Origin of the sequence: Thiohalorhabdus denitrificans (assembly GCF_001399755.1) — a bacterium.
In the GTDB taxonomy this organism is placed as follows: domain Bacteria; phylum Pseudomonadota; class Gammaproteobacteria; order Thiohalorhabdales; family Thiohalorhabdaceae; genus Thiohalorhabdus; species Thiohalorhabdus denitrificans.
On sequence record NZ_LJCP01000007.1, the window covers coordinates 374,062 to 390,112 of the forward strand.

The window sequence follows — 16,051 nt, forward strand, 5'->3', positions numbered from 1 at the left end:
GCCATGCGAGTCCGCGCACAGATGATGATGGTGATGAACCTCGATAAATGCATCGGGTGCCACACCTGCTCGGTGGTCTGCAAGAACACCTGGACCAACCGCAAGGGCATGGAATACGCCTGGTTCAACAACGTCGAGTCCAAGCCGGGCATCGGCTACCCCAAGGAGTGGGAGAACCAGGACAAGTGGAAGGGCGGCTGGACCCGGATCAACGGCAAGCTGGAGCTGCGCGCCGGCGGCCGCGGCCGCAAGCTGGCCAGCATCTTCCACAACCCCAATCTGCCCACCATCGACGAGTACTACGAGCCGTACACCTACGACTACCAGAACCTGGTGGATTCCGGGTACAAGGAGGCCACCCCCACCGCCCGGCCGGTCTCCATGATCACCGAGGAGAAGATGGACAAGGTGGAGTGGGGGCCCAACTGGGAGGATGACCTTGGGGGGCCCTTCGAGGCCCGCAGCAAGGACAAGAACTTCGAGGGCGTCGACAAGGCGGTTTACAAGGAGTTCGAGAATACCTTCCACATGTACCTGCCGCGCGCCTGCAACCACTGCGCGAACCCGGCCTGCGTCGCCAGCTGCCCCTCCGGCGCCCTGTACAAGCGCGACGAGGACGGCATCGTCCTGGTGGACCAGGAGCAGTGCCGCGGCTGGCGCTTCTGCGTCTCCGGCTGCCCCTACAAGAAGGTCTACTTCAACTGGGCCACCGGCAAGTCGGAGAAGTGCATCGGCTGCTACCCCCGCGTGGAGTCGGGCATGCCGCCGGCCTGCGTGGAATCCTGCGTGGGCCGGATCCGCTCCTACGGGGTGGTGCTCTACGACGCCGACCGCATCGAGGAGGTGGCCGCCACGGCCCGCGAGGAGGACCTCTACGAGGCCCAGCGGGACCTGTTCCTGGACCCCTACGACCCGGAGGTGCAGCGGGCGGCGGCGGAGGCCGGCATCAAGCACGAATGGATCGAGGCGGCGCAGCATTCGCCCGTCTACAAGATGGCGGTGGAATGGCGCGTGGCCTTCCCGCTCCATCCGGAGTTCCGCACCCTGCCCATGATCTGGTACGTGCCGCCGCTGTCGCCGGTGCAGACCCAGATCGACCAGGGCACCCTGCCCACCGAGGACGACGGGGTCATCCCCCGCTCCGAGGCCATGCGCACCCCGGTCAAGTACCTGGCCAACCTGTTTACCGCCGGCGACGAGGGCGCCATGAAGGGGGCCCTGGACCGCATGATCGCCATGCGCAGCTACCACCGCGCCCTGAACGTGGACGGCAAGGCCAACACGGCGGTGCTGGACAAGGTGGGGCTCACGGAGGACCAGGCCCGGGACATGTACCGCTACATGGCCATCGCCAACTACGAGGACCGCTTCGTGGTGCCCATCAGCGCCCGCGAGGTCATCCACGAGTACGACGAGACCTACGCGGCCCAGGGAGCGTCCGGCTTCGACCAGGCCTTCCCCGAGATCTACGTCCACGACGACTGAAGCGGAGGCCCGCAATGCAACGATACAAACTGCTATCCGCCCTGCTCGATTACCCCACCGCCGAGCTGCAGGCCGCCGCGCCGGAGCTCTGGGAGGTGATGGAGGAGGACCCCGGCCTGACCGAGGCGGACCGCGCCGGACTGCGGACCCTGATCCGGGAGCTGGCGGAGACCGACCTGCTAACGGCCCAGGAGGCCTATTCCGGCCTCTTCGACCTGGGGGAAAAGGTCCACCTGCACATGACCCATTTCCGCCACGGCGATACCCAGGAGCGGGGCCAGCAGCTGGTGGCCATGGACCAGTTCTACCGGGCCCACGGCTTCGTGGGCGAGCGGGTGGAGGTCCCGGACTACCTGCCCCTGATGCTGGAGTTCGCCGGGGAGCGGTCGGAGGCCGGCGAGAGCCTGCTGGCCGAGTTCGTGGACATCTACGAAGAGCTGGAGGCGAAGCTGGCGGAGGCCGAAAGCCCCTATGCGGCGGTGTTCACGGTCCTGAAGAACCACGTGCGCCCGCCGGTGGCCGCCTGAAAGGAGCCTTCCCATGGAGACCCTGCACCACATCCTGTTCGGGATTTATCCCTACATCGCGCTGGCCACCTTCCTGGTGGGAAGCGTGCTCACGTACAACCACAAGCAGCGGCGCTGGGGCAGCAAGTCCAGCCAGCTTCTGGAGGGGGACCGCCTGCGGATGGCCAGCATCCTCTTCCACAGCGGCATCCTCCTGCTGTTCTTCGGCCACCTCGTGGGCCTGCTGACGCCGCCCGAGCTGTTCCACGCCCTGGGCATCTCCGCGGCGGCCAAGCAGCAGCTGGCCATGACCGCCGGCGGCATCTTCGGGACCATGTGCCTGATCGGCCTGGCCATGCTTATCCACCGGCGCATGACCAACCGGCGGGTCTACAAGAACTCCTCCGGCATGGACATCTTCATCCTCTGGCTGCTGCTGGCGACCCTGTTGCTCGGCCTGGTGACCATTCCCGTGTCGGCGTCCCATCCCGAGGGCCACGTCATGGAGCAGCTCATGCACTGGGCGCAGGCCATCGTGACCCTGCGGCCGGCCTCCCACCTGCTGCTGGAGGTGTCCTTCCTCTACAAGCTGCACATCCTGTTCGGGCTGACGGTGTTCCTGGTGTTCCCCTTCTCCCGGCTGGTGCACATCTGGTCCGCACCGGTGGGCTACATCAACCGGCCCTACCAGCTGGTGCGGCGGCGCGTGCAGCACACGTAATACCCGCAGGCCGGCCCTTCCCCTCCGGCGCGGGTAGCCCGGGCGGCAACGCCCGGGCTTTTTTGTTTTGCATCTCGGGACCGGAACCGCCGCCGGGGCGGGCGTCGAGGTACGCCGCTCCTACTCCTCCACCAGGCCGTGGCGGGTGGCCAGGATGGCCGCGGAGACCCGGGAGCCGACGCCCAGCTTGCGCAGCAGGTTCTTGACGTGGAGCTTGACGGTGTCGGGGCTGATGTCGAGGGCCCGGGCGATGGCCTTGTTGCTCTCGCCGAGGGCGATGTGGCGCAGGATCTCCCGCTCGCGGGGGGTGAGCTCGTCGAGGGGGCCGACGTCCTCCTCCCGGTCCTCGCCCCGCACCACCTGGGCCAGGGAGCCCGTCAGGCTGGGGGCGATCACGGTCTCGCCCGCCAGGACCCGGTCCAGGGAGCGGTTGAGCTCCGCGGGCTCGGCGTCCTTGAGGAGGTAGCCGGAGGCCCCGGAGCGCAGGGCGGCCACCAGGTCCTCCTCGTCGTCGCTCACGGTGAGCATCACCACCCGCCCCTCGATGCCCGCGTCCACCAGGCGGCGCAGGGTCTCCAGGCCGTCCATGCCGGGCATCTTGAGGTCGAGCAGGACGATGTCCGGCCGCAGCTCGGGCACCCGCTCCAGGGCTTCCGCCCCGGAGCTGGCCATGCCCACCACCTCCAGGTCGGCGCGCTTCTCCAGCAGGCTCTCCAGGCCGCCGCGGAACAGGCTATGGTCGTCAACCAGGAACACGCGCAAGGCTCGCTGCCTCCCCATCGTTGGGATCCGTTCGGCCCCGGGGGAAGGTCAGCAGGACCTGGACGCCCTCCCCGGGCTCGCCTTCAATCTCCACCCGGCCACCCACCCGGCCGGCCCGTTCGCGCATGATGGACAGCCCGAAGTGGGCGCGGTCGTCGGCGTCCACGGCGTCCACGTCCATGCCGCGACCGTCGTCCTCCACCAGGATGTGGTAGGTGTCGTCCTTCTCCTGGACCATGATCCGCACGTTCTCCGCCTGCGCGTGCTTGCGGACGTTGGCCAGGGCCTCCTGGACGATGTGGAACACCTGGATCTCGCCGTCGGGGTCCAGATCCAGGTCGTGGTTGAGCCCCTGTAGGTAGACGGGCACCCCGGTCTGCTCGTGGAAGGTGGCCACCAGGCTCTTGAGGGCCGGCACCAGGCCGCGCTCGTCGATGCGGGTGCGGAAGTGGGTGAGCAGCTCGCGCAGGTTGCTGTAGCCCGATTCCACCCCCTTGCGGACCTTGAAGACCAGCTCCCGGCTGGTGTCCAGGTTCCCCTTCTCCAGCTCCTCCTCCAGCATCCAGGTCTGGAGCTTCACCGACGCCAGGCACTGGGCGATGGAATCGTGCAGCTCGGCGGCGAGCAGGTTGCGCTCCTCCATGAGGGAGGTGCGCTGGGCCTCGGTGGTGAGGCGGCGGTTCTTGATGGCCAGGCCCACGTGGTTGGCCACCGTCTCCAGCAGGGACTCGATGCCCTGCTGGTGGGGCTGTTGGGGGGTGCCGAAGAGGGTGAACAGGCCCAGCACCTGGTCCTTGTACTTGATGGGCACGGCGTACATGCCCGCCTCCCGGGCGCAGGGCAGGGAGCCGCCCATCTGGGCCTCGCAGGGGGCGAGGTCGTCGCGTTGGCCCAGACTGCCCGCCCGGGCGCTCTGGCCGCACAGGCAGCGGTCCAGGGAGACCAGGTCCTCCCCGTGCAGCATCTCGGGGTCCAGGCCCCGGGAGGCCACCAGGCGCATGCGGTCGTCCCCGGTGACCAGCCGCACCATGCCGGCTTCGGACTCGGTGACGTCCACGATCTGCCCCAGGGCCTGGTCCAGGAGCTCCTCCACCGGCAGGTTGGTCTGCAGGCTGGAGGCGATCTCGTAAAGCATGGCCAGGCGCAGGTTGCGGTGCTGGAGGGAGCGGGTCTGCTCCGCCACCTGGGCGTCCAGATCGCTCTTCAGGGACTTGAGCTCCTCGGCCATGTCGTTGAAGGCTCCGGCGAGCTGGTCCACCTCCTCGGTGTCGGCGCGCGGGACGCGGCAGGATTCCAGGTCGCCGGTGGCGAGCTGGCGCGCGCAGTCCCGCAGGCCCTGCAGGGGCCGGGTGAGGTAGTGGCGAGTGCGCTGGAAGCTCACCACCCCCACCAGGATGGCGATGACGGTGAAGCCCAGCAGGCTCAGGTAGTAGCGCTGCAGCTTGGTGGCGGAGCTTTCCTGGAGGTGGCCCACGTAGGTGTCCACCCGCCCCACGAAGCCCGCCAAGTGCTCGTTGTAGGCCTCGACCACCCCCTGGTCGAGGCCGGCGGGGGAGTCGGGGAGCAGGTCCTTGCGGGCCAGCCAGCGGGCCCGGATGTCGGCGAGGGTGGGCCCGGTCTGGCGGGGCAGGGAGATGGAGGCCGGGAAGCCCTGGTCCAGGTAGCCGGTCTGCTCCTTCAGCCGGCGGTCGTAGGCGGAGAGGTCCTCCTGGATGCGCTCCCAGAGCCGCTGGCGGCGCTCGCCGGTGCTGTCGGCGGCTAGGGTCAGGTTGTGGCCGATGCGGTAGGCCTGCATGCGCAGCTTGCCGGCCTCGTTGATGGCCTCCGCCTCGCCGTGAAGCTGGTCGGTGATGGACACCCCCACCACGATCAGCGCCAGGGCGAGGCCGAGCCCGGCGATGAGCATGCCGGCCAGGCGGTTGCCCACCGAGGGCCGTCCCAGGCCGGGGAGGCGGTGGCGGCGGGCGAAGAGGCGGTTCAGGCGCTCCATGGGGGGTCCCCGGGTTGGGAGGGGGCGGTGCCCACCGCCCGGAACGGGTGGTCGGCCCGGACGTCGGCGGCGAGCCCATCGAGGGCGGCCTCTTCGGCGGGGCTCTGGGCGGTCAGCAGGACGCCGGATGGCTGGGGGAAGCGCATTTCCACCTCGCGGGACCGGGCGGCAGAAGGCTGATCTGCCAGTCAGTTAGTTTGGGGAGAACCCCAGGAGTTCCGGAATGATCCGGATCAATGGGAGGAAACAAAAAGCCGGACGGCGCGTGCGCGCCGTCCGGCGGCCGGGGGAGGGGCCCCGGTTGGCAAATCCCGCCGGGCTCAGCGCCCGGCCCGCTCCAGGCGGCATTGGCGGAAGTGCTTGCCCAGGGTGATCACAAACTGCAGCACCTCCTGGGTCTCCTTCTGCTTCATGATGTGCAGCAGCCCGCGCAGCCCGCCCTTGGCCTCCGGCTGGTCCGGCATCTCCGCCACGGCCCCCTGCACGCACCGCAGCAGGTCCTCCGTCATGTGCATCTGCTGGAGCTGGTCGATTAGCTCCACCGCGCGTGGCAGCTCGGCGGCGAAGCGGTCGATCACCTCCGGGGAGAGCTGGGTCATGAGGCGGTTGAGGGCCGGGGCCGCCTCGATCAGGCGGTCGAGGAGCCCCGAGGACTGCAGCCGGTCCAGCAGGGCCATGGCCTCGGCGGCGTTGCCCGCCAGGCGCCCGATCATCTCGTCGGTGAGGGCCTCCTGGGCGGCGCCGAACAGCCGCGCCAGGCTGGCCATGCGCTCGAGGTCGCCGTTCTCCACCATGCACTGGATGGTGGGCAGCATCCGGTCCAGGTTGGCCCGGTTGAGCTTGTCCAGCAGGTCCAGGCCGTCCCCGGCGGTGGTGGCCAGCCGGCCGATCATCTCGTCGGTGACCGCCTCCTGCGCCGACCCCAGCAGGCGGGCGAAGTCCGCCAGCCGCTGCAGGTCGCCGTTGTCCACCATGCGCTCCAGGACGGGCACCGCCCGCCCCAGCTCGGCCCGGTTGACCCGGTCCAGCAGGTCCATGGTCTCGCCGGCGGTGCCCGCGAGGCGACCAACCATTTCGTCGGTGAGCGCCTCCTCCCCGGCTCCCACCACGCGGGCGAGGGCGGCGAGGCGCTCCAGATCGCCGCTGTGGACCAGCCGCTCCAAAACCGGCAGGGCGGCGTCCAGGTCCGAACGGTTGACCTTGTCCAGGAGGTCGAGCACCTGGCTGGCCGTCTCGGCGAGGCGGCTCACCATCTCGTCGGTGAGGGCCTCCTTACCCGCCTGGCCCAGGTGGCGGAGCGGCTCCGCCACCTCCGGGGCCTGTTCGTCGGCGTCGGCTACCTTGTTCATGGCTGTGCCTCCCTAGAGCAGCCCGCGCACCGAGTTCCAGTACAGCTGGTTGTAGGCCAGCTTGAACCAGTGGACCGTCTCCGTGGGCGGCTGCGGGTCGGGCGGGGTGGTGTAGTTGAAGGAGGCGAAGGTGGCCCGGTCCTTGCCCGCCTCGATGAAGCAGAAGACCTTGCCGTCGTAGTCCCGCACCCGCCGGCCGTGCTTGACCTGAGCGGCGATGTTCTCGCCGAGGACCTCCGCCTCGTAGTGGGCGGTGGAGCCGGCCTTGGAGATGGGCAGGTTGGTGGTGTCGCCGAGCACGAAGGCGTTGTCGTGGCCTTCCACGTTGAGGGTGGCGCGGTCGGTGGGGATCCAGCCGCTGGTGCCCAGCTCGTTGCTCTCGATGGTGTCCATGCCCTTGTGGGGCGGGATGGCGATGAGCAGGTCGTAGTCGAGGGTGGAGCCTTCCTCGCTGTGCACCTGCCGGCTGTCGCCGTCCACCTCCTTGGGGTTGAACAGGGTCTCGTACTCGATGCCGAGGCGGTCGAACTCCTTCTCCGCCCACTTGCCCACGTTCACCAGCGAGTGCAGTCGCCCGATCGGGTAGGTGTACTTGAAGGACACCTGGTCCAGAATGCCGCGGTCCTTGAAGTAGTCGTGCATCATGAAGGTGATCTCGAGGGGGACCATGGGGCATTTGTGCGGCACCCCGGTCACTATGGCTACATTGCCGCCCTCGAAGCTGGACAGGGCCTCCCAGGTCTTGAGGGCCGCCTCCTCGGTGTAGACGTGGTGGCCGTGCTCCAGCAGGCCGGGGATGTTGTCCGGCTTGGCCTGGGAGCCGGTGGCGATGGCGATGTAGTCGTAGTCGTAGGTCTTGCCGCTGACGGTCGCGACCTGGTTGTTGTCCAGGTGGAAGGACTCCACCGGGTCGACGTGGAACTCGATGCCGGGCTCCAGGAGGCTGGCCTGGTCGCGGTAGAGCTCGTCGGGCATGGCCTTGCCGAAGGCCACGTAGAGCAGGCCGGGCTGGTACATGTGCTGGTCCGAGGCGGAGAGCATGGTGATTTTCACATCGCCCTTGTCCAGCTCCCTGCGCAGCCGCCGGGCGAGGTTGTTGGCGAGGATGGTGCCGCCCATCCCGCCGCCGACGATCAGGATCTTCTTCATGGCGTCAGGCTCCTTGGTTGCGTGGGGGACCGCTATTTCGCCTTGCGGGCGCGGATGTGGTAGACGCCTTCCTCCTGGAAGTTGTCCACCATCTCGTGGCCCACCTTTTCCAGCCATTCCGGCACGTCGTTGGCGGAGCCTTCGTCGGTGGACAGCACCTCCACCTCGTCGCCCACCTCGACCTCCTTCATGGCGGCGATCAGCTCCATCAGGGGGCCCGGGCAGAAGGAGCCGCGGGCATCGACGATCTTGGTCTCGCTCATCGGTGCTCCCGAATCGGTTTGGCAGTGGTCTAGAAGGTGAGGACGGTGGCGTCCTCGAAATCGCTCATGAACTTGGTCAGGCCGAGGGGCTTCTCGAGCATGGGGTTCAGGTCGTCCTCCCCGGCCTCGAGGATGTCCACGGCCATGGAGCAGGGGTAGATCTTCGCCCCGCCGAGCTCGGCGGCCTGCTCGAACAGGTCCATGAAGTGCGGGGCGCCCTTCTCCGCCAGGAGGCGGCCCATCTCGCCGTCGTGCGGGGCCTCTTCCCGCTCTCGTCCCTGGATGAAGTAGGTCATGGCGTTCATGGACAGGAATACGGTGACCTCGGTGCCGGAAACGGAGCCCACGGAGGCCATCATGGCGGCCATCTGGAGCTGCTCCCGGGAGCCGGAGGTCACGATCAGAGCCAGCTTGTCGGCCATGGGTCATCGAACCTCGGTAGTGGGATGAATCTTTGGGGGTTTCGGTGTACGCTCGGTGTTCGGCCCGGTGGGGCGGGGGAGGCCGCCCCGGGCCGAATGTCCGCTTCGGATGCGCGTCAGGGGCTGGTTAGGCAAGGCCTGTGCCATTCGCCTAACCTTTTGATAAACAGGGAAAAGCCTTCTATGTCGGAGGGGCTGACAGGTGGCAGTCCTGCCACTCTGTCATGTCAATCCGTCAGCCAGGGCGGTGCCTAGGAGGGACCCCGACATGCATCCGACCCCGGATCCGGTCATCCAGTCGCTGATCGACGCCCAGGAGGGGCCGTTCGTCCTCATCGACGGGGACTACCGGGTGGTGGCGGCCAACACCGCCTACCGGGAGGCCTACGGGCTGGGCGCGGACGAGCCCATCGTGGGGCGGCGCTGCTACGAGGTCTCCCACCACCTTGACCACCCCTGCCACCTCGACGGCGAGGACTGCCCCCACCGGCGGGTCTTCGAGACCCAGCGCCAGCACGTGGTTCTGCATACCCATTACGACCGGAGCGGCCGCGCCGAGCACGTGCGCATCAAGGGCCATCCCGTGGCCGGTCCCGGCGGCGAGCGGTTGGTGGGGGAGGCCATCACCCGCCTGGCGGGCACCGAGGACATGGACTGCGAGGAGATGCGCCTGATCGGCAACTCGCCGGCGCTGCTGCGGGCGGTGGACAAGCTCACCCAGGTGGCCCAAAGCGATCTCGGCATCCTGCTGCTCGGGGAGAGCGGGGTGGGGAAGGACCTGGCCGCGCGCTACGTCCACAGCCGGAGCCCCCGCCGGGAGGGGCCGTTCCAGGTGGTGGACTGCTCCACCCTCAACGGCGAGCTGTTCGAGAGCGAGATCTTCGGCCACGAGCCGGGGGCCTTCACCGGCTGCGTGGGACGCAAGCAGGGCCTGTTCGAGCTGGCCGACGGCGGCACCCTGTTCCTCGACGAGGTCGGCGAGCTGCCCCTGGCCATGCAGGCCAAGCTGCTGCGGGCCCTGGAGTCGGGGCAGTTCCGGCGGCTGGGGGCCGAGGAGGCGGGCAGCGCGGACGTGCGCGTCGTCACCGCCACCAACCGGGACCTGGCGGCCATGGTCCGCGAGGGCACCTTCCGCGAGGACCTCTACTACCGGCTGGCCTGCATCACCATCCAGCTGCCCTCCCTGCGCGAGCGCCGCGAGGACATCCCGGCCCTGGCGGAGGCCCTGCTCACCCGCATCAACCGCGCCAACGGCACCCACTGCACGCTGTCCTCGGCCGCCCTGGAGCGCCTGTCCGCCTACGACTTCCCGGGCAACATCCGCGAGCTGCGCAACATCCTGCAGCGCGCCGTGGCCCTGTGCAGCGGCGGGGTGATCGGGGTGGAAGAGCTGGGGCTGGAGGGCGAGTCCGTCCCCGTGGAGCGGTACCGGGCCGCCGCCCCCCCGTCCCTCCGCGAGCTGGAGCTGCGCTCGATCCAGGAGCTCCTGGAGCGCTACGAGGGCCGGCGCAAGCCCGTGGCGGAGGCCCTGGGCATGAGCGAGCGCACCCTGTACCGCAAGCTGAAGCGGTATGGGCTGAACTGAGACGGCCCGCAACGGCCAAGATTTCCCGCCCCCGAGCGTTTGCCCCGCTCCCCGCGCGCGACTACCATTACGGCCATGAAAACGCCCGTCACCACCCGTTTCGCGCCGAGCCCCACCGGCGCCATGCACCTGGGCAACGCCCGGACCGCCCTCTTCAACTGGCTGCTGGCCCATTCGGCCGGTGGCCGGTTCGTCCTGCGCCTGGAGGACACCGACCAGGAACGCAGTCGGCCCGAGCTGGCGGAGGCCCTGCTCGACGACCTGCGCTGGCTGGGTCTGGATTGGGACGCCGGCCCCGGCGCCGAGGACGAGCACGGCCCCTACGCCCAGTCCGAGCGCGGCGGGGTCTACGCCGGCTACTACGAGAAGCTCGAAGAGGCCGGCAAGGCCTACCCCTGCTACTGCACCTCCGAGGAGCTGGAGGCGGTGCGCCGCGCCCAGCGCGCCCGGGGCGAGCCGCCGCGCTATCCCGGTCGGTGCCGCAACCTCACCGCCGAGGACCGCGAGCGCCTGGAGGCGGAAGGGCGCGAGGCCACCCTGCGCTTCCGTGTGGAGCCCGGCGAGATCGCCTTCGACGACCTGGTGCGCGGCCGCCAAACCTTCCACGGCGAGGAGATCGGCGACTTCATCATCCGCCGCTCCGACGGCACGCCGTCCTTCTTCTTCACCAACGCCGTGGACGACGCCCTGATGGGCGTGGACCGGGTGCTGCGCGGCGAGGACCACCTTACCAACACCCCGCGCCAGCTCCTGATCCTGGAGGAGCTGGGCCTGCCGGCGCCCACCTACGGCCACATCAACCTCATGGTGGGCGACGATGGCGCCCCGCTGTCCAAGCGCAACGGCAGCCGCTCCGTGGCGGAGCTGCGGGAGGCGGGCTACTTCCCCGAGGCGGTGAACAACTACCTCGCCCGCCTCGGCCACCACATGGAAGAGGGTGCCCTGCTGGCGCTCGGCGACCTGGCGGCGCAGTTCCACGCCGAGGGCCTGTCCCGCTCCCCCGCCAAGTTCGACGTGGAGCAGCTCGACCACTGGAACAAGGAGGCGGTGCACCACGCCGAGCCCGCGCGGCTGTGGCCGTGGCTGGAACCGGTCCTGGAGACGGATGTGCCGGAAGAGGCGCGGGAGGCCTGGCTGGCGGCGGTGCAGCCCAACCTGGAGCGCCCGAGCGACGCCGAGCAGTGGGCGCGGGTCTGCTTCGGGGAGGTGGAGAACAGCGAGGACGCCATCGCGGAGGTCGAGGGCGCCGATCCGACGCTGTGGGAGGGCGCCGAGGCCGCCCTGCAAGAAAACGGCACCGACTTCGCCGCCGTGCTGGAGTCCATCAAGGGCTCCACCGGTCTCAAGGGCAAGAAGCTCTTCAAGCCCCTGCGCGCCGCCCTTACCGGCCGCACCGCCGGCCCGGAGCTGGGCCCACTGCTGCCGCTCATGGGCCAGGAGCGTGCGCTGGCGCGGATCCGGGCGGCGAAAAAAGACGGTTAACCGCCAAGGACGCCAATACCGCCAAGAAGAAAAACCAACTGGCTATCCGGCTGGCCCGGGCAGGCGGCCATTGTGGGAGCGGCTATCAGCCGCGACATGCCCGGGGGCTCCGTTTGTCGCGGCCAATGGCCGCTCCCACAGAAGCCCGGCTCGGATTTTTTACTAGCTTCCTGAGCGAGCCGGATAGGCGGTTGCCAGAATAAGTTTGGCTGGTTTTTCTTGGCCGTTTCTTTTTCCCTTGGCGTGCTTGGCGTCCATGGCGGTTTAAAATGCCGTCCTGGCGGTTCAAATCTCTTTCAGGGAATCCCCATGACCCTCCACGTCTACAACAGCCTCACCCGGCAGAAGGAACGCTTCGAGCCCGCCGATCCCGCCCACGTGCGCATGTACGTGTGCGGCATGACGGTCTACGACGACTGCCACATGGGCCACGCCCGGGTCATGGTGGTGTTCGACGTGATCGTGCGCTACCTGCGCGCCCGGGGCTACGGGGTGGAGTACGTCCGCAACATCACGGACATCGACGACAAGATCATCGCCCGCGCCGCGGAGAACAACGAATCCGTGGAGGCGCTGACCGAGCGGGTCATCGCCCGCATGCACGAGGACCTCGACGCCCTCGGCGTGGTGCGCCCGGACGCCGAGCCCCGCGCCACCCAGTCCGTGGAGCAGATGATCGAGATGATCCAGGGCCTCATCGACCGCGGCTACGCCTACGCAACGGACAGCGGCGACGTATATTACGCGGTGCAGAAGTTCGCCAACTACGGCCGGCTGTCCGGGGAGTCCATCGAGGACCTGCGGGCGGGAGCGCGCGTGGAGGCGGAGCCGGACAAGCGCGACCCCCTGGACTTCGCCCTGTGGAAGGCCGCCAAGCCCGGCGAACCCGCCTGGGACGCCCCCTGGGGCAAGGGCCGGCCCGGCTGGCACATCGAGTGCAGCGCCATGTCCACCAACCACCTCGGCTGCACCCTGGACATCCACGGCGGCGGCGCCGACCTGCGCTTCCCCCACCACGAGAACGAGATCGCCCAGAGCGAGGCGGCGCTGGACTGCACCTTCGCCAAGTACTGGATCCACAACGGCTTCGTGCGGGTGGACGACGAGAAGATGGCCAAGTCCCTGGGCAACTTCTTCACCATCCGCGAGGTGATGGAGCAGTACGACCCGGAGATCCTGCGCTTCTTCCTCATGAGCAGCCACTACCGCAGCCCCCTCAACTACACCGAGGACAACCTGCGCGGCGCCACGGAGGGCCTGGAGCGGCTCTACACCGCCCTGGAGGATGTGGAGCCGGTGGTATATGAAGATCCCGACCACGTGGACGAGGACCTGCTGCCCTGGGTGGTGCGCTTCCGCACCGCCATGGACGACGACTTCAACACCCCCGAGGCCCTCGCCGCCCTGTTCGAGCTGGCCCGCGAGGTGAACAAGCGCAAGGAAGAAGACCCTGACGGCGCCCGGGCGGCGGCGGGCGCCCTTAAGCTCCTCGCCGGCTGGCTGGGCCTGCTGCAGCGCGATCCCAAAGCCTTCCTCCAGCGCGACACCGGCGGCTTCCCCGCCGAGGAGATCGAAAAGCTCATCGAGCAGCGCACCGAGGCGCGCAAGAGCAAGGACTTCGCCACCGCCGACGCCATCCGCGACCGCCTGGCCGCCAACGGCATCGAGCTGGAAGACCGCCCCGACGGCACCGTCTGGCGGCGGGGCTCTTCGTAGGGCGAACCGCCAAGGACGCCAAGACCGCCAAGAAACGGCGGAAAAGAGGCGGAACGGCGAAGATGGGGATGTTTCAGAAGCCGGTAGGAGCGGCGGCCCCCGCCGCGACCGCCAAAACGGGCCACAAACCCAAACCGAAGATGTAGGAGCGAGCTCCAGCTCGCGACCCGGTGGCTTCGCCCGGCTGCCGAATCGGCCCGTAGGAGCGACGGCCCCCGTCGCGACAACCAAACCGGGGCCCGAACCACACGTAGGAGCGGCCGTCCCGGCCGCGACCGATGTGCCTCGGACCCCAATCGCGGCCGGGACGGCCGCTCCTACACCCCTTTAAACCCCGGAGCCGCCCCCACCCATGACCTCCGCCACCCAAACCCTCGGCCCCGAAGGCCCCCTGGCGGAGGCCCTGGACAACTTCCAGCCCCGCCCGGAACAGCAGGAAATGGCGGCGGCCGTGGAGGACGCCCTGGCCAACCAGGGCACCCTGGTGGCCGAGGCGGGCACCGGCACCGGCAAGACCTTCGCCTACCTGGTGCCGGTGCTCCAATCCGAGCGCAAGGTGCTGGTGTCCACCGGCACCCGCAACCTCCAGGACCAGCTCTACCACCGCGACCTCCCCCTGCTGCGCCGCGCCCTGGGCGCCGACTTCCGCACCGCCCTGCTGAAGGGCCGCGCCAACTACCTCTGCATCCATCGCCTGGAGCGCGCCGTCTACCAGGAGCGCGAGCTCTCCGGCGAGCAGCGCGCCGACCTGGCGCGCATCCGCGAATGGGCCGGCCACACCACCCATGGCGACCGCGCCGAGGTGACGAGCCTCGCCGAGGACGCCGCCATCTGGCCGCGCGTCACCTCCACCAGCGACAACTGCCTGGGCACCGAGTGCGAGCACTACGACGACTGCTTCCTCATCCAGGCGCGCCGCCGCGCCCAGGAGGCGGACGTGGTGGTGGTCAACCACTACCTGTTCTGCGCCGACCTCAACCTCAAGAGCGAGGGGGTGGGGGAGCTGCTGCCCAAGGCGGACGCCGTGGTCTTCGACGAGGCCCACCAGCTCCCCGAGGCGGCCAGCCGCTTCTTCGGCACCGGCATCAGCAGCTACGGCCTGCGCGAGCTGGCCCGCGACAGCCGCGACGAGTTCGCCCAGGAGGCCGGCGACGACCCCCAGCTCCCCGAGGCCGCCCACGCCCTGGAGCGCGCCGCCGGCGACTGGCGCCGCGCCCTTGGCGAGGGCGACTGGCGGGGCGCCTGGAAGCCGGTGCTGGAGCAGCCCGCCCCCCGGCAGGCCTTCGACGCCCTGCGCGCAGCCGCCGACCGCCTGCAGAACGTCCTGGAGATCCACGCCGAGCGCGGCAAGGGCCTGGCGCGCTGCTTCGACCGGGCCAAGGACCTCAACGAGCGCCTGAACTTCCTATACGACGCCGATGATCCGGACTTCGTCTTCTGGATGGAGACCCGGGGGCGCGGCGCCTTCGTCCACGCCACGCCGCTGGAGGTGGCCGGGCCCTTCCAGCGCGCCACCGGCGGGGCCAAGGGCCAGGCCTGGGTGTTCACGTCTGCCACCCTGGCGGTGGGGGAGAGCTTCACCCACTTCTGCGCCCGCCTGGGCCTGCCCGGGGACGTGGCGACCCGCAAGTGGGAGTCGCCCTTCCACTTCGACGAGCAGGCCCGCCTCTACCACCCGCCGCGCCTGCCCGACCCCGGCAACCCCGCCTACACCGACCGCCTGCTGGACGCCGCCCTGCCGGTGGTGGCGGCCAGCCCCGGCGGCGCCTTCTTCCTGTTCACCAGCCACCGCGCCCTGCGCCAGGCGGCCCACCGCCTGCGCCGCGAGGGCCGCTTCCCCCTGCTGGTGCAGGGCGACGCCCCCCGCGACCACCTGATCCACCAGTTCCGGTCCAAGGGCAACGCCGTGCTGCTCGGCACCGGCAGCTTCTGGGAGGGGGTGGACGTGCGCGGCGCAGCCCTGTCCGTGGTGGTCATCGACAAGCTCCCCTTCCCGAGCCCGGCGGACCCGGTCATCGAGGCCCGCGACCGTTACCTGAAGGAAAAGGGCCTGGAGCCCTTCCCCCACGAGCACCTGCCCACCGCGGTCCTCACCCTAAAACAAGGCGCCGGCCGCCTCATCCGCGACGCCAGCGACGCCGGCGTCCTCATCATCGGCGACCCCCGACTCACCCGAAAGACCTACGGCAAGACCTTCCTCGCCAGCCTGCCCCCCATGCCCAGAACCTACGACCTAAACGAGGTAAAACGCTTCCTGGGCCAGGAGACGCCCGACGAAGCACCCGCCCCCACCCCGCAGTCCAATTATCGAGAGGAAGATTCCGGCGGAGCCGGGGAAGGGCAGGGAACCCTACTGTAGGAGCGGCCGTCCCGGCCGCGATTGCTGTGTGGGGTGCCCGTAGGAGCGACGGCCCCCGTCGCGACCACCCAATCAGGGCACGAACCCAAACCGACCGGTAGGAGCGACGGCCCCACGTCGCGACCACCTAATTCAGGCGCTTCGACGCGCTAAATGGATTTTTCCACTTTGCCGATGGGCGCCGCGAGCAGATAGATCATGGTGATGAAGGTCTGCTGGTTGCGGTACCCGCGGGCCCGCGCCCGGGCCGCCTGGAAGATGC

14 protein-coding genes are annotated in these 16,051 nt (G+C 69.3%); 7 read left to right on the top strand and 7 right to left on the bottom strand.

Translation table 11 applies throughout. From position 1 onward, the window contains the following. Window positions 1-3 precede the first annotated feature (3 nt). The 3 genes from narH to narI are packed head-to-tail and all read left to right on the top strand — an operon-like array spanning window position 4 to window position 2,712. On the top strand, window positions 4-1,485 hold the full coding sequence (narH, locus tag AN478_RS04955) for a nitrate reductase subunit beta (protein ID WP_074471368.1): 1,482 nt from the start codon (window positions 4-6) through the stop codon (window positions 1,483-1,485). Window positions 1,486-1,499: 14 nt separating this feature from the next. Continuing rightward, window positions 1,500-2,012, top strand: coding sequence for a nitrate reductase molybdenum cofactor assembly chaperone (narJ, locus tag AN478_RS04960; RefSeq protein WP_054965504.1), 513 nt, complete (start codon window positions 1,500-1,502; stop codon window positions 2,010-2,012). A gap of 13 nt (window positions 2,013-2,025) precedes the next feature. Then, window positions 2,026-2,712 carry a respiratory nitrate reductase subunit gamma gene (gene narI / locus AN478_RS04965; protein WP_054965505.1) on the top strand — a complete coding sequence of 229 codons (687 nt, stop codon included), beginning with the start codon at window positions 2,026-2,028 and terminating at the stop codon, window positions 2,710-2,712. A gap of 120 nt (window positions 2,713-2,832) precedes the next feature. Here the strand turns inward: narI and AN478_RS04970 are convergent, their stop codons facing one another. The 7 genes from AN478_RS04970 to AN478_RS04995 form a co-directional block, all read right to left on the bottom strand. After that, window positions 2,833-3,492 (bottom strand): response regulator, encoded by a 660-nt coding sequence (locus AN478_RS04970; RefSeq protein ID WP_054965506.1) that lies wholly within the window; start codon window positions 3,490-3,492, stop codon window positions 2,833-2,835. Further along, window positions 3,455-5,464 (bottom strand): ATP-binding protein, encoded by a 2,010-nt coding sequence (locus AN478_RS04975; RefSeq protein ID WP_054965507.1) that lies wholly within the window; start codon window positions 5,462-5,464, stop codon window positions 3,455-3,457. The genes AN478_RS04970 and AN478_RS04975 overlap by 38 nt, the downstream gene beginning before the upstream one ends. Next, on the bottom strand, window positions 5,452-5,610 hold the full coding sequence (locus tag AN478_RS13910; RefSeq protein WP_156344086.1) for a hypothetical protein: 159 nt from the start codon (window positions 5,608-5,610) through the stop codon (window positions 5,452-5,454). The genes AN478_RS04975 and AN478_RS13910 overlap by 13 nt, the downstream gene beginning before the upstream one ends. 174 nt (window positions 5,611-5,784) lie before the next feature. After that, on the bottom strand, window positions 5,785-6,813 hold the full coding sequence (locus AN478_RS04980) for a hypothetical protein (RefSeq protein WP_054965508.1): 1,029 nt from the start codon (window positions 6,811-6,813) through the stop codon (window positions 5,785-5,787). Window positions 6,814-6,825: 12 nt separating this feature from the next. Beyond that, complete coding sequence (locus AN478_RS04985; protein ID WP_054965509.1) at window positions 6,826-7,962, bottom strand: NAD(P)/FAD-dependent oxidoreductase; 1,137 nt, start codon at window positions 7,960-7,962, stop codon at window positions 6,826-6,828. Window positions 7,963-7,994: 32 nt separating this feature from the next. Further along, on the bottom strand, window positions 7,995-8,225 hold the full coding sequence (locus tag AN478_RS04990) for a sulfurtransferase TusA family protein (protein WP_054965510.1): 231 nt from the start codon (window positions 8,223-8,225) through the stop codon (window positions 7,995-7,997). A 29-nt stretch (window positions 8,226-8,254) separates the two neighbouring features. Beyond that, window positions 8,255-8,647, bottom strand: coding sequence for a DsrE/DsrF/DrsH-like family protein (locus AN478_RS04995; protein ID WP_054965511.1), 393 nt, complete (start codon window positions 8,645-8,647; stop codon window positions 8,255-8,257). 268 nt (window positions 8,648-8,915) lie between these two features. Here AN478_RS04995 and AN478_RS05000 point away from each other — a divergent pair, with 268 nt between their 5' ends. The 4 genes from AN478_RS05000 to AN478_RS05015 all read left to right on the top strand — a co-directional run bounded on the left by AN478_RS05000 (window position 8,916) and on the right by AN478_RS05015 (window position 15,789). Next, the gene (locus AN478_RS05000; RefSeq protein WP_054965512.1) at window positions 8,916-10,232 is read left to right on the top strand and encodes a sigma-54 interaction domain-containing protein; all 1,317 of its coding nucleotides are present in this window, start codon (window positions 8,916-8,918) and stop codon (window positions 10,230-10,232) included. 75 nt (window positions 10,233-10,307) lie between these two features. Beyond that, complete coding sequence (gltX, locus tag AN478_RS05005; protein WP_143004125.1) at window positions 10,308-11,714, top strand: glutamate--tRNA ligase; 1,407 nt, start codon at window positions 10,308-10,310, stop codon at window positions 11,712-11,714. Between the two features lie 309 nt (window positions 11,715-12,023). Next, the gene (cysS, locus tag AN478_RS05010) at window positions 12,024-13,430 is read left to right on the top strand and encodes a cysteine--tRNA ligase (RefSeq protein ID WP_054965513.1); all 1,407 of its coding nucleotides are present in this window, start codon (window positions 12,024-12,026) and stop codon (window positions 13,428-13,430) included. A gap of 352 nt (window positions 13,431-13,782) precedes the next feature. Continuing rightward, a complete protein-coding gene (locus AN478_RS05015; protein ID WP_074471367.1) occupies window positions 13,783-15,789 on the top strand; it encodes an ATP-dependent DNA helicase in 2,007 nt (668 codons plus the stop codon). Window positions 15,790-16,051: the final 262 nt, after the last annotated feature.

Coding starts and splice junctions, on each gene's coding strand:
- AN478_RS04970 (WP_054965506.1), bottom strand. CDS start 3,492: ATGGGGAGGCAGCGAGCCTTGCGCGTGTTCCTGGTTGACGACCATAGC.
- AN478_RS05000 (WP_054965512.1), top strand. CDS start 8,916: ATGCATCCGACCCCGGATCCGGTCATCCAGTCGCTGATCGACGCCCAG.
- AN478_RS13910 (WP_156344086.1), bottom strand. CDS start 5,610: ATGCGCTTCCCCCAGCCATCCGGCGTCCTGCTGACCGCCCAGAGCCCC.
- AN478_RS04975 (WP_054965507.1), bottom strand. CDS start 5,464: ATGGAGCGCCTGAACCGCCTCTTCGCCCGCCGCCACCGCCTCCCCGGC.
- AN478_RS04995 (WP_054965511.1), bottom strand. CDS start 8,647: ATGGCCGACAAGCTGGCTCTGATCGTGACCTCCGGCTCCCGGGAGCAG.
- AN478_RS04980 (WP_054965508.1), bottom strand. CDS start 6,813: ATGAACAAGGTAGCCGACGCCGACGAACAGGCCCCGGAGGTGGCGGAG.
- cysS (WP_054965513.1), top strand. CDS start 12,024: ATGACCCTCCACGTCTACAACAGCCTCACCCGGCAGAAGGAACGCTTC.
- narJ (WP_054965504.1), top strand. CDS start 1,500: ATGCAACGATACAAACTGCTATCCGCCCTGCTCGATTACCCCACCGCC.
- AN478_RS04990 (WP_054965510.1), bottom strand. CDS start 8,225: ATGAGCGAGACCAAGATCGTCGATGCCCGCGGCTCCTTCTGCCCGGGC.
- narH (WP_074471368.1), top strand. CDS start 4: ATGCGAGTCCGCGCACAGATGATGATGGTGATGAACCTCGATAAATGC.
- AN478_RS05015 (WP_074471367.1), top strand. CDS start 13,783: ATGACCTCCGCCACCCAAACCCTCGGCCCCGAAGGCCCCCTGGCGGAG.
- narI (WP_054965505.1), top strand. CDS start 2,026: ATGGAGACCCTGCACCACATCCTGTTCGGGATTTATCCCTACATCGCG.
- gltX (WP_143004125.1), top strand. CDS start 10,308: ATGAAAACGCCCGTCACCACCCGTTTCGCGCCGAGCCCCACCGGCGCC.
- AN478_RS04985 (WP_054965509.1), bottom strand. CDS start 7,962: ATGAAGAAGATCCTGATCGTCGGCGGCGGGATGGGCGGCACCATCCTC.